The sequence below is a fragment of the Lentibacter sp. genome (assembly GCF_029254145.1).
Lineage (GTDB): Bacteria > Pseudomonadota > Alphaproteobacteria > Rhodobacterales > Rhodobacteraceae > Lentibacter.
Map to the genome: position 1 here is coordinate 55,980 of NZ_JAQWYD010000057.1, position 12,369 is coordinate 68,348.

11 protein-coding genes and 1 pseudogene are annotated in these 12,369 nt (G+C 56.8%); 1 reads left to right on the forward strand and 11 read right to left on the reverse strand.

Features of this window, described 5'->3' with window-relative positions:
* Nucleotides 1-15 precede the first annotated feature (15 nt).
* Complete coding sequence (locus P8O11_RS06760) at nucleotides 16-1,323, reverse strand: ATPase (RefSeq protein WP_300293017.1); 1,308 nt, start codon at nucleotides 1,321-1,323, stop codon at nucleotides 16-18.
* Nucleotides 1,324-1,470: 147 nt separating this feature from the next.
* On the opposite strand from P8O11_RS06760, the gene P8O11_RS06765 reads away from it, so the two are divergent.
* The gene (locus tag P8O11_RS06765; protein ID WP_300293019.1) at nucleotides 1,471-2,997 is read left to right on the forward strand and encodes a hypothetical protein; all 1,527 of its coding nucleotides are present in this window, start codon (nucleotides 1,471-1,473) and stop codon (nucleotides 2,995-2,997) included.
* Here the strand turns inward: P8O11_RS06765 and P8O11_RS06770 are convergent.
* The 10 genes and pseudogenes from P8O11_RS06770 to dprA form a co-directional block, all read right to left on the reverse strand.
* Nucleotides 2,982-3,479, reverse strand: a complete 498-nt coding sequence (locus P8O11_RS06770) for a prepilin peptidase (RefSeq protein WP_300293021.1) — start codon at nucleotides 3,477-3,479, stop codon at nucleotides 2,982-2,984. The genes P8O11_RS06765 and P8O11_RS06770 overlap by 16 nt on opposite strands.
* A 5-nt stretch (nucleotides 3,480-3,484) precedes the next feature.
* Nucleotides 3,485-4,342: a tetratricopeptide repeat protein gene (locus tag P8O11_RS06775; protein WP_300293023.1), complete on the reverse strand. Its 858-nt coding sequence runs from the start codon at nucleotides 4,340-4,342 to the stop codon at nucleotides 3,485-3,487.
* Nucleotides 4,343-4,373: 31 nt separating this feature from the next.
* The gene (locus P8O11_RS06780) at nucleotides 4,374-4,946 is read right to left on the reverse strand and encodes a tetratricopeptide repeat protein (RefSeq protein WP_300293025.1); all 573 of its coding nucleotides are present in this window, start codon (nucleotides 4,944-4,946) and stop codon (nucleotides 4,374-4,376) included.
* A gap of 7 nt (nucleotides 4,947-4,953) precedes the next feature.
* On the reverse strand, nucleotides 4,954-5,115 hold the full coding sequence (locus P8O11_RS06785) for a hypothetical protein (RefSeq protein WP_300293027.1): 162 nt from the start codon (nucleotides 5,113-5,115) through the stop codon (nucleotides 4,954-4,956).
* Between the two features lie 17 nt (nucleotides 5,116-5,132).
* Nucleotides 5,133-6,554, reverse strand: coding sequence for a type II and III secretion system protein family protein (locus P8O11_RS06790; protein WP_300293029.1), 1,422 nt, complete (start codon nucleotides 6,552-6,554; stop codon nucleotides 5,133-5,135).
* A gap of 137 nt (nucleotides 6,555-6,691) precedes the next feature.
* A complete protein-coding gene (locus P8O11_RS06795; protein WP_300293031.1) occupies nucleotides 6,692-6,934 on the reverse strand; it encodes a hypothetical protein in 243 nt (80 codons plus the stop codon).
* Nucleotides 6,935-7,053: 119 nt separating this feature from the next.
* Nucleotides 7,054-7,677, reverse strand: a complete 624-nt coding sequence (locus P8O11_RS06800; protein ID WP_089887270.1) for a 3-oxoacid CoA-transferase subunit B — start codon at nucleotides 7,675-7,677, stop codon at nucleotides 7,054-7,056.
* Between the two features lies 1 nt (nucleotide 7,678).
* A complete protein-coding gene (locus P8O11_RS06805) occupies nucleotides 7,679-8,392 on the reverse strand; it encodes a CoA transferase subunit A (RefSeq protein WP_300293034.1) in 714 nt (237 codons plus the stop codon).
* 99 nt (nucleotides 8,393-8,491) lie between these two features.
* Nucleotides 8,492-11,071 carry a type I DNA topoisomerase gene (gene topA, locus P8O11_RS06810; protein WP_300293036.1) on the reverse strand — a complete coding sequence of 860 codons (2,580 nt, stop codon included), beginning with the start codon at nucleotides 11,069-11,071 and terminating at the stop codon, nucleotides 8,492-8,494.
* A gap of 125 nt (nucleotides 11,072-11,196) precedes the next feature.
* Nucleotides 11,197-12,350, reverse strand: a pseudogene (gene dprA, locus P8O11_RS06815) (DNA-processing protein DprA).
* Nucleotides 12,351-12,369: the final 19 nt, after the last annotated feature.

Here is a 12,369-nt window from a genome sequence, read left to right on the forward strand (position 1 = left end):
CAGGTTTCTGAGCGATTAGTTTACGATGTCTTCTTCTTTGACGAACATGTTGGCCCATGCGCGGTCAATCAGGCTGGGCGACATCTTGTAGGGAATGCCCTCAAAGTCGCAGATGGCGCGCATCTGGTCGATGAGAAAGCCGGGCTGATAATTGGCGTAGATGTTGTCGATCGTGGGGTATTTGACCTTGAGCAGGTGCACCAAGGCGGCCTCGCCGAGCTCCATTTTCTTGGCGCGGGCGACCATGGCGAAAATCTTCAGGAAGTTTTCCTGATCGGGGCCGTCGATCTTGATTTTGAAAAAGATACGGCGCAGCGCAGCTTGGTCGAAAATCTTGTTGGGGTGGAAGTTCGTTGAGAAGATCACGAGGGTATCAAAAGGCACCTCGAACTTCTCACCTGATTGCAGCGCGAGGATATCTTTGCTCTCTTCGAGGGGAACGATCCAGCGGTTGATCAAGGCTTGGGGCGGTTCTTTTTGGCGGCCCAAATCGTCGACGATGAAGATGCCGCCAGTGGACTTGAGCTGCAACGGCGCTTGGTATGTGCGCGCTGTTGGGTTGTAGACGAGATCAAGCATATCAAGGGAGAGTTCGCCGCCTGTGATGACTGTAGGGCGGTCGAATTTGACATAGCGTGTGTCAAAGGTCACGCGGCGACGCAGGGATGTGGGATCATCTTCTTCCTCATCGACGGCGGCGTGCACGATCGGGTCATAGACCGTGATCACCTGACCTGCGTATTCGATAGCGCGGGGGACATAGACCTTGTCGCCCATCGCGTCGCGGATGCCATTTGAGATTGAGGATTTGCCGTTTCCTGGAGGGCCATACATCAAGATCGAGCGGCCTGCGGAGACGGCTGGGCCAAGATGGTCAAGAAGCTCGTTTGGCAAGATCAGGTGGCCCATCGCACTTGTGAGTTGTTCTCGTGTGACCTGAATATTACGGATTGACTGGCGCTTGATCTGTTCGCGGTAGACCGCGAGCGGAACGGGCATAGCGCCGAAGTATTCAGACTGAGACAGCGCATCAAGCGTGCGCGATTTGCCTCCGTCGGTGAGCTGATAGCCCATCTCGCCGCCTGCGCTGGCGTTGAGTGTGCCAGTGGCCTCGACGAGCTTTTGCTCTCGGGCCATGTCGATCAGTTCCTGCGTCACTTGACGGGGGAGGCAGATGGCGCGGGCCAACTCGCTCACCTCGTTGATGTTTTTGCGAAACATTGTCTTAAGAGCAATGTCACGCATCATCACGAGGGGAAGCTGCATATCATCCAGCGTTTTGGGCGGAGGGGGAGCCATGACGGCCGTAGCTTGCATATTCATGTGACGCCTCAGTCTACTCGTTAACACGGGCCAGTCTTGTGCCAGCCTTTTGAACAGAGTTTAGCCGCCCTTGGCCCGAGCCCCAAACAAAAACCGTGCAAAGGCCAATATGGCCCCATAAAGTGCATAAAAAATGAAGAGGTTGTGATGCAGAACGCACAGGCAGGCCGTGTTTTGGGGCTGATTGCGGGGGTTTTCGGGGGGATTGTTGTATTGGCAGCCCTGCGCGGCGGGTTTGATTTTGCCAAGCACGAAACCGATATGCTGCATCTTGTTGATCTTGTCTTGCGCCTTGAGGGTGGGGCAAAGCTTCATGAAGACGTGATGACGCCCTTGGGGCTTTGGGGGCTTTTGCCTTTTGTGGCGCTCAAAGAGGCGGGGCTTGGGCTTGGAGCTGCTCTTAAATGGGGGCAGATTTTAGTGGCAGGGCTGCTCCTGCTCCCGACAGTTTGGGTGGCTGTGAGCCGCTTTCGCACCGTGCCATTGGCTCTGGCGTTTGGGGCTGTGGTACTCTTTTTGGCAGCGGGGATGGTGTATGGCGGCGACGATGTGAAGCTGTCGCTGTCAATGCATTACAATCGCTGGGCTTGGGCGGTTGTATTCTTGCCTCTTGCTTTGGTGATCTTGCCTGCGGAACGCGAAAATGCTCTGGCGGACGGGGCCGTGATTGGCGCGGCGATGGCGGCTCTGATTTTGATCAAGGCGACCTATTTTGTGGCCTTTGCACCTGCTGTGATCCTAGGACTTTTGCTGCGCCGTCAAGGGCGGGTGATTGTAATATCTGCGGCTGTTGGCCTTGGACTTTTGGGGCTGCAAACGCTCGTTTCCGGTTTTGGCTTTTGGCAGGCGTATCTTGCTGATCTGCTCGCTGTTGCGCGCTCGCCTGTGCGGCCTGCGCCGGGACAGGGCTGGGCGCAGGTGATGTTGTCGCCGGCTTATGCGGCGGGGACATTGCTGGCCATTGGCTCGGTGCTCTGGCTGCGCGCAAGGCTCAAAGAAGAGCCTGCAGGGCTGATCCTTGCGGTTCTTCTGCCAGGGGCGATTTATGTGTCTTATCAGAACTTTGGTAACGATCCTCTGTGGCTTCTTTTGTGGGGACTGGTGCTCTTTGTTTTGGCGCAGGGGCAGGAAAAGAGACGCAGCCTTGGTCTGATGGGGGCGCTCGCGCTGGCGTTTGTGGCGGCGCCAGCGATCAATATTGCGATGAGCCCTTTGCGCCATGTCTTGCAGCCGCAGGCGGCGTTTGAGCCTTTGATGGCGCGTCACCCTGACCTGCGTGGAGTGAGCGTTCGGATTGAGGGGCCATTGGGGACTTATGCCTTAGAAGACGAGGACAGCGTGTGCACGCTTGCGGGCGGCTCTGTGGCACATATGCGGGCCATGGCGGAACGGCTTGAAGGCGCTGGGCTTGGCGGACAGCCCGCCTATGTGGCGGGGCTGTTCAACACGCTTTGGCTCTACGGCGACTTTGAGCCGCTGACGGGCGGTGCGCCTTGGTATTATGGAGGTTTGCCCGGGATCGAGAACGCGCGGCTCTTTGTGCTGCCTGAGTGCAGCTTTAAACCCGAATTTAAGGCGCTTGTGATGGAAGAGATTGCGGCTCGGGGCGTCGGGCTTGACCCAATCTATCAAGACGTCCTGCTAACGGCGTTTCGGGTTCAGCTTCCGAAGTAAGTGCCCATGGCGATATAGAGCGCGAGAGTGCCGCCGAGACTGAGGCCCATCGGGAAGTCAGACACGACGTTCCAGCTTTTCCAATCTGGCGCGAGGGTGCGCAGCTTGGTGTGTTTGGCAATACGGTGTGTGACAAAGGCGGCAAGGAGATTGGCCGCATAGAGCGCCATAAGAATGCGCAGATCACCCAAGGCTATAAAGGGTGCGGCAGCGGCAGCGAACTTTGCATCGCCCGCGCCCATCGCGCCTGTGGCGTTGAGCACGATACCCACCAGAAGCACAACGACGAGTTGCGCCAGCCGCCAGAGATAGTCTGGCCATGGCATGACGAAGAGACCAAGCAGAACGAAAACCAGCGCGAGGGCGATCACAGCTTTGTTGGGGATTTTCATGGCCCGCAGATCGTTCCACGCGGCCCATATACAGATCGGCAGCACGAATGGCAGAAAGAGCCATGCCGCGAAGGATGTCTGCTCCATCATCGGCTTTAGTTGCTAACGTTGCTGTCAAGCGCGCGCAGGGAGCGCACGGCGGCTTCAAAGTGCTGCGGATGAGTGTTGATGGCTTCTTGGAGGAGGCCTTTTCCTGTCTCGACATCGCCTTGCTTGATAGCCGATAGGCCAAGAGTGTGCAAAAGCTGGGCGCGTTCGACCTGAGACATCGGGATGACGGGCAGGTTATAATCGCGCTGAGCGCCACGGGCCAGAACCATGTTGTTTTTGGCTGTGAAGAGCGAGCTGTCTTGGCGGATTGCGTCTGCAAACAGGCGTTCGGCTTCTTTGAAGTCACCGCGGCTGAGCTTGGAATAGCCCCAGTTGTTCAAGACGCCTGCGGGACGCGTTGTGAGACCCACGGCTGTTTCGTAAAAGCTGTCTGCTTTTTTCCATTCTTTGTTGCTGTCGGCCACCATAGCTTCAAGGCGGTAGCGCTTGAAGGTTTCATAAGTCGGGGGGACAGCATCAAGCGTGGCTTCGGCTTTGGGCCAGTCACCTGCGCGCAGAAGGGCATCGGCGTAATCGACCCGGTCTTCATCGGTTGCGCCGTCCAGTTTCATCAGGCGCTCATAGACGGGAACGGCCTCTGTCGGACGTTTGGCGCGGATCAGAGACTGACCAAGGCCACGGTGAAGATCAGCACGATCGGGGTTTTCGGCGACTGTGCGCTTGAAATAGTTGACCGCTTCATTGGGGTCGGCGACCGTGAGCATAATGTCACTCAGGTTGCTTTCATCAACTACATTTACGTCTTGAAATGCGCGGTTGACCTCTTGATCACCTGACTTCTGGCAGCCAGCAAGCGTAGCTATGCCCAGAAAGCACATGGAAACTACTCGAAAATGGCGCATTTGCCTGCGTCCTTTTACTGCCTCTGCCTCGTCATGGTATCGATCTTATCAGAAAGTCGCTGCTTCCGCGCCGTACCAATTTATATTTTTGCTCTTCGTTGCTCTCTGTATAGTCGGAATTCTCCGATTTTACGAGTGCTAAGCCTAGATTATCGCGAATTGAGTCACTTTGGCCATCATCGAGTGCATAGGCCTGCTGAAATATTTGCGCGGCTTCGGCAAATTCGCCACGCTCCATCAGGATCACTCCCAGATTGTTCCAGGCTTCGGGGACGGCATCGTCTTCTTCAATAGCGCGGCGCAAGAGCTTTTCGGCCTGCCCGAGCCGCCCGAGACCGATATTGGCGGATCCAAGTGCACTCAGCACATCGACTGTCATACCTTGCGCGGCTGCTGCGCGGGTAAAGGCGCGCAGGGCGAGCTCGTATTCGCCCGCGTCCATGAGGCGGTGACCAACAAGCAAGCCATCCACGGCCTCAACACCAGCCTTGCGGCCCGGCGCGTAGGGGCTGTCTTTGGATGCGCCAAGGCCGCCTGTTGAACAAGCGGCCAAAGCGAAGATAAGAGGGGTGGCCAGTAAAAGCTCGAACCGGCGGTGTGTCATGAAAACCCTACATGTTGCCCAATTGCGTGATGCCGTGAACCGAGGGCCCGACCAGAAGCACACCAGCTTCGCTTTCAAAGCGCATCATGGCTGGGTTGTTTGAGCAGGCGGTCAGCGCGGTGCAGGCCGCTAGAGCGACCGATGCGTTGCGCGTTATTCGTTTTTTCATAAACCCCACCATGTCCCTTACTCCATCACATAACCATAAGAGCCGTTGAAGTCTTGTTTTGCAACCTCGCCGACAACACCGCCTTGTTCACCCGTCGTGGCAACGCGGCCATGCAAGAACAAGTCTTTCTCGGACGGTGGGCGAACACGGTCTGTTGGAAGCGCGAGGGCTTCGCCGCGTGTGGGCGTGACAAGGTGGGCTGTGATGATAATCACAAGTTCAGACTGCTGGCGGTTGTAATCGGCGCTGCGGAAGAGCGCACCGAGGATCGGCAAGTCACCGAGCCAAGGCACCTGGCCTGCACTGTCGCGGAAGTCATCTTGCAGAAGACCTGCGATTGCGAAGCTTTCACCATCGCGCAGCTCGACTGTTGTTTTGGTTTCGCGGCGCTTGAAGGCATCTACAGTGAAGTTGTTGAAGGTTGCGCCATTGTTCGGGTCAATCGATGATACTGCTGCTTCCAGCTCGAGGTTGATCAGATCGCCATCAACCACGCGGGGGATAAAGTTAAGCTCGACACCGAAGGGCTTGTATTCGACCGTGACAGAGCCGCTGTCTTGAGCCACGGGAATTGGGTATTCGCCACCCGCGAGGAACTTGGCCTCTTGGCCTGAAAGTGCCGTCAGGTTTGGCTCGGCCAATGTGCGTGCGACGCCTTTTGTCTCGAGGGCTTCGAGCAAGACACCGACTTGGACGGAGCCTGCATTGAAACCAAAGAGCATAGCGCCGTTGTTTTCATTGATGCCAGGTACTGCGCCACCAAGGGCTGTCGTGATGCCGCCTGAGTTGTTTGTTGTGTTGGTACCGCCGTTGAGGCCAAGGTTGCCGCCTGCGGCGCTGCCATTGAGTGCCAAAGAGGCGCTAAGCGATTTGGACACTGTGCGCTGCATTTCGGCAAAACGTACTTTGAGCATAACTTGCTGGATGCCGCCGACAACCATCAGGTTTGAGACCCGCTCGGGCGCGTAGCGCTCCGCCAGGTCGAGAGCGCGCTGGAGACGTGCCGCGGAAGAAACCGTACCAGAGATGACAATGCCATCATTGGCGGTGCGCACTTCGATTGTCTCGCCGGGAAGAATTTGGCGCAGACGCTCTTTGAATTCGGAGATGTCAGAGGCGACGCGCACATCAACGTTGGTGATGAGGCGGCCGTTGGCATCAAGAAGGGTAAGCGTGGTTAGTCCAGGGGCCTTGCCGAGCACATATATAGTGCGATCTGACAGTGACGAGATGTCTGCAATGGCTGGGTTTGCGATGCTCAGCTCTGCGAAGGGTTGATCACTTTCGACCACGACGGCGCGGTTCATCGGGACTTCAAGCGTACTTGATGTGCCACGTTTGACCACGCGCAGCGACTCTGCCACGCTGATATTTGGAACTGTCGCCAATGCTAACGCAAAGCTTGCGACGGTTGCTTTTAGAATTCTGCTCAATGTCATTGTGACCTGCCTCTCTGATCACATTATTTTATGGGCTTTTTGCCCTTTATTATCGCGACCATGCTTTAGATTGGTTTTTTTTGCAAGAATCAAAGGTTTCAAGGAGTTTGTTTATGTTGATCTAGTGCAACAGACACTCAGTACACCCATGATACTAAGATGGGGCCCCGCCAGAGCACCACGAGGGAGAGTGCTAGAAGGATGCTGACCTCAAGAAGAGAGAGCTTGCGTAACTGTGTCAGGGTTTCGTCCCAGCCTGTTGCCGCTGCCAGCGAGGCAAGGCCTGCGAGCACAAGCACAAAAAGACCGCTTAAAAGCGCATAGTCGCGCCAGCGATGGAAGCCCGTGCTCTTGGGCGCTACTGGAAAGTCACTGCTCATTGTCATTGCCCGAAGGTGTAGGGGCAAAATTGGGCAATTTTATGGATTTGTCGCTAAGTTTGGCCAAGAAAAAAGCAGGCCTCAAAGGAGACCCGCTTTCTATCATGATGCTGGTCGGCTCAGACCAGTGTTGCCTGCGTCGCGGCGCGCATTTCTTCTTCAGTCACACCATCAGCGAGTTCGACGATCTTGAGGCCGCCTTCAACGACATCAAGCACACCGAGATTAGAGATGATGCGGTCCACAACGGCCTTGCCTGTGAGCGGCAGGGTGCATTCCTTGAGGACTTTGCTTTCGCCATGTTTGTTGGTGTGATCCATGACCACAACCACACGGCCCACGCCAGCCACAAGGTCCATGGCGCCGCCCATGCCTTTGACGAGTTTGCCAGGGATCATCCAGTTTGCCAGATCGCCGTTCTCGGCGACTTCCATTGCGCCCAAGATCGCCATTGCGATTTTGCCGCCGCGGATCATGCCGAAGCTCTGGGCGCTGTCAAAATAGGCTGTCTGGGGCAGCTCTGTGATGGTCTGTTTGCCCGCATTGATCAGGTCTGGATCTTCTTCGCCTTCGATCGGGAAAGGGCCCATGCCAAGCATGCCGTTTTCGGACTGGAGGGTCACTTCAACACCTTCGGGGATATAGTTGCTCACGAGCGTCGGAATTCCGATGCCGAGGTTTACATACCAGCCGTCTTGCAGTTCGAGTGCGGCGCGTGCCGCCATTTGATTGCGATCCCACATATTATGCGCTCCGTACTGTGCGTTGCTCGATGCGTTTCTCGTGATCGCCTTGGATGATGCGGTGCACGTAGATGCCGGGCAGGTGAATGTGATCAGGGTCGAGCGAGCCGGTTGGTACGATTTCCTCGACTTCAACGACGCAGATTTTGCCTGACATAGCGGCAGGCGGATTAAAGTTGCGCGCAGTTTTGCGGAAAACGAGGTTGCCTGTGGCGTCTGCTTTCCACGCTTTCACAACAGCGAGGTCCGCGAAAAGGCCAGTTTCGAGGATATAGGTCTCGTTTTCGCCATTGGGGCCTGTCGGGAAATCTTTGTGCTCTTTGCCATCGGCGATCACTGTGCCGACACCTGTCTTGGTGTAGAAGCCAGGGATGCCACATCCACCAGAGCGCAGGCGCTCGGCCAATGTCCCTTGGGGGTTGAACTCAAGTTCAAGCTCACCAGAGAGATATTGGCGCATGAATTCCGCATTTTCACCAACGTAGGACGAAATCATTTTCTTCACTTGCTTTGTTTGAAGCAAAATGCCGATGCCAAAGTCATCTACGCCTGCGTTGTTTGAGGCAAAGGTGAGGTCTTTGGTGCCAGCGTCTTTGATCGCTTGCAACAAAAGCTCTGGCAGGCCGCAAAGACCGAAGCCGCCCGAGGCGATGAACATGCCATCAAAGAGAAGGCCGTCCAGCGCTTCGGCGGCTGATCCGTAGACTTTTTTCATGGGAGAACTCCTGAGGGAAATGGTTGGCCAAGTTTTGGCGCGCGGGCGCAAAGGAGTCAATCACGGCAGGGTTTCTACTTAGTCCCCCCGCCGCTCATTTCAGTCTTTCTTTGCAGCCGTTTTCTTGGGCGCAGCTTTTTTCGCAGCGGGCTTTTTGGTTACTGGCTTCTTTGCGGCGGCTTTTTTCTTGCCGCCCTTGGCTGCCTTTTCGGCGATCCATTCGACAGCCTGTTCGATAGTCACATCCGCTGCTTCGACATCTTTGGGAATCGTTGCATTTACCTTTTCCCACTTCACATAGGGGCCATAGCGGCCTTCCATGACGTTGATTGCTCCACCACTCTCGGGGTGCTCACCCAGCTCTTTGAGCGGCTTTGCGGCCGCCGAACGGCCACGACCCGGGTTGGCGCGCTTCTCAGCGAGTAGTTCCACCGCGCGATTCATACCAAGTTCAAACACATCATTCGGGTCTTTGAGGTTGGCATAGGTCGGCTTTGCATCGTCCGGGAGCTGGTGCATCACATAGGGCCCGAAACGGCCAAAATTGGAGGTGATCATGCCGCCCTCCGGGTGCTCGCCGATTTGGCGTGGCAGGCTGAGAAGCGTGAGAGCCTTTTCAAGGTCCATCTCGTCTTTTTGCCAGCCTTTTGGCAGCGAAGCGCGTGGCGGTTTTTTGTTTTCGGGGGTCGGCTCGCCGCGCTGGACATAGGGACCGAAGCGGCCTGACTTGAGCCAGATCTCATCGCCTGCGTCTTCGCCAAGCACACGCTCGTCGCCGTCGGCGCCTTCGCCCGCGATCGGGCGGGTGTAGGTGCATTCAGGATAATTCCCGCAGCCAACGAAGCCGCCGGTGCGTGATGTTTTCAGATGCAGTTGGCCTTGGCCACATTTCGGGCAGATGCGCGGATCACTTCCGTCTTCGCGCGCTGGATAGAGCTGTGGCGCGAGGGCTTCGTCGAGGACATCGAGCACTTCGGAGATGCGCAGCTCGCTTGTTTCGGCGATGGCGACGGAGAAATCGCGCCAAAAACGCTCGAGAACTTTTTTGTAGTCACGGTTGCCAGCAGAAACATCATCAAGCTCGTCCTCAAGCGAAGATGTGAACTCGTAGCCGACGTATTTGCGGAAGAAGTTCAGCAAAAATATCGTAACGATGCGGCCTTTGTCTTCGGGGAAAAGACGGTTTTGTTCTTTGCGCACATATTCGCGGTCTTGGATCGTGGTGATAACGCTGGCGTAAGTTGAGGGGCGGCCAATGCCGAGCTCTTCCATGCGCTTTACGAGTGTTGCTTCGGTATAGCGGGGGGGCGGCTGAGTGTGGTGCTGTTCGGGTGTCACCGACTTTTTGGGAGCGGCTTCGCCTTGGCTGATCTGGGGCAGGCGCTTGTCGTCATCATCAACAACAGCGTCATCGCGGCCCTCTTCGTAGACGGCCATGAAGCCGTCAAACAAAACAACCTGACCTGTGGCGCGCAGTCCGACCTGTTCATCTTTTGAGCCGATTTCGACTGTCGTACGCTCCATGCGAGCGCTTTCCATTTGGCAAGCGAGTGTGCGTTTCCAGATCAGCTCATAGAGCTTGGCTTGGTCTGCATCGCGCAGCTTGAGCGCAGCTGCGTCCGCCTCAAGATTGGTTGGGCGGATACACTCGTGCGCCTCTTGGGCGTTCTTGGCTTTGTTCTTGTAGATACGTGGCTCTTTGGGGACGTATTTGTCACCAAAGCGTGCGGCAATCGCAGTCCGGGCTTCTGTTACGGCCTCGGGGGCCATGTCGATACCATCGGTCCGCATATATGTGATGTGACCCGCTTCATAGAGGCGCTGTGCTGTGCTCATACAGGCGCGCGCACCCATGCCAAACTTGCGGGAAGCCTCTTGCTGAAGCGTTGATGTCATAAACGGGGCAGAGGGGTTGCGCGCGGCAGGCTTGGCCTCGACCGACGTGATCGACAGCTCGCGGCTTTCGATGGCTTGTACCGCGAGCTCGGCCTGTGTGACATTTGAGATATCAAACTTCTCAAGCTTTTTGCCAGCAAGCACGGTGAGGCGGGCCTCGTAGTCTTGACCGCGCGCTGTGCTGAGCACGGCCTTGACGGTCCAGTATTCTTGCGGATTGAAGGCTTCGATCTCCATCTCGCGCTCAACGATGAGACGCAGGCAGACCGACTGCACACGACCTGCGGAGCGCGCGCCTGGCAGCTTGCGCCAGAGCACGGGGGAGAGATTGAAGCCGACCAGATAGTCAAGCGCGCGGCGCGCGAGGTAGGCCTCAACCAGCGGTGCGTCGATCTCGCGGGGATTTTTCATCGCCTCGGTGACAGCGGCTTTTGTGATTGCGTTGAAGACAACGCGGCTGACGGGCGTGTCTTTCTTGATCGCTTTGCGCTTGCGCAGAGCTTCCTCCAAGTGCCAGCTGATCGCCTCTCCCTCGCGATCAGGGTCGGTTGCGAGAATGAGGTTTGGATCATTTTTGAGAGCGTCGGCAATGGCTTTGACATGCTTGCGGCTATCAACGCCGATTTCCCATGTCATGTCGAAATCGTTCTCAGTATCAACCGACCCGTCTTTGGGCGGCAGGTCGCGTACGTGACCATAAGAGGCAAGCACGGTGTAGTCGGACCCCAAATATTTATTGATCGTTTTGGCCTTGGCCGGGGATTCGACAACAACTACGGGCATAAACTTCCTCTCAAATTCGCGGGCTCTGTGGCCGCGCAAAATGTGGCCAGCGCATAGGGAATGTCAATGCGGTGATTGTAGTTCAGTCTGAAAATACAGTGAACGGCGGGCTTTCAGGGCTCATTTTACAGCTCTTTTGTGAGCATTCCACCTGCTGCGCGACTGATCTTACCGTCAAGTTCGAGTTCAATAAGAACGGGGCCAATTGTGGCTGCAGGCTGGGCCAGATCGCGGATCAGCTGGTCTTCGGGCAGCGGCGAGGGGCCGAGGCGCGAGAGGATTTGCTGATGTAAAGCAGCCGTTTCAGCCAAGTCGCGCCGCTCTGGCGGGGGCGGTGGGATATTGAGCGATAGTTCGGATTGTGGTGTGGGCGCGCCCGGGGCGAGCGGCGCAAGTGTTTCAAGAACATCAGCGGCAGAGCGCACAAGTGTGGCGCCATCACGGATGAGCATGTTGCAGCCAGAGGCGCGGGCGTCAAAGGGGTGCCCTGGTACAGCGAGCACCTCGCGGCCCTGATCCAATGCGTTGCGGGCCGTGATCAGGCTGCCAGACTTGGCGGCGGCCTCAACGACGACTAGACCGATAGATAGCCCAGATATCAGCCTGTTACGGCGAGGAAAATGGCGCGCTTGTGGGGCAAGGCCCATGGGTTGTTCGCTGATCAGAAGGCCTTTGATCGAGATATCCCGCGCGAGATGTGCGTTTTCTGACGGGTAGATGATACCGACGCCCCCTGCGAGCACCGCGATTGTGCCGTGCTCTAAACTCGCGATGTGAGCGGATGTATCAATCCCGCGGGCGAGCCCAGAGACGATGACATGGCCCTGCTCAGAGAGCTCAGCCGCCAACATACGCGCCGTTCGCCCGCCAAGAGAGGAAGCGTTTCGCGCACCGACCATGCCGATGGAGGGTTTGTTCAGGAGGGAGATATCGCCGCGCGCCCAGAGGATCGGGGGGGGGGATCGGAAAGATCATACAGCGCTACGGGGTATTCAGGCGTGCCGTAGCAGATGAGCGTTGCGCCGGCGTCAGCACCACGGGAAAGCTCGGCGCGTGCAGTTTCTTCACAGAAGGTTTGGTAGCGCTCCACACCTGCAGCGCGGGCAATTTCGGGGAGGGCGTCAAGCGCAGCGGCAGGGCTGCCATGTTCAGACAAAAGACGGAAAAAAATTGCAATCCCGACACGACGGGAGCGCAAGAGACGAAGCCACAACACCCGATCATCTTCCGTGGTGGGTGGGAGTGGGGGGTGAGTGGAAGGATGTAAACCTTCAGGCATCATGACTCCGTTCTCTTAC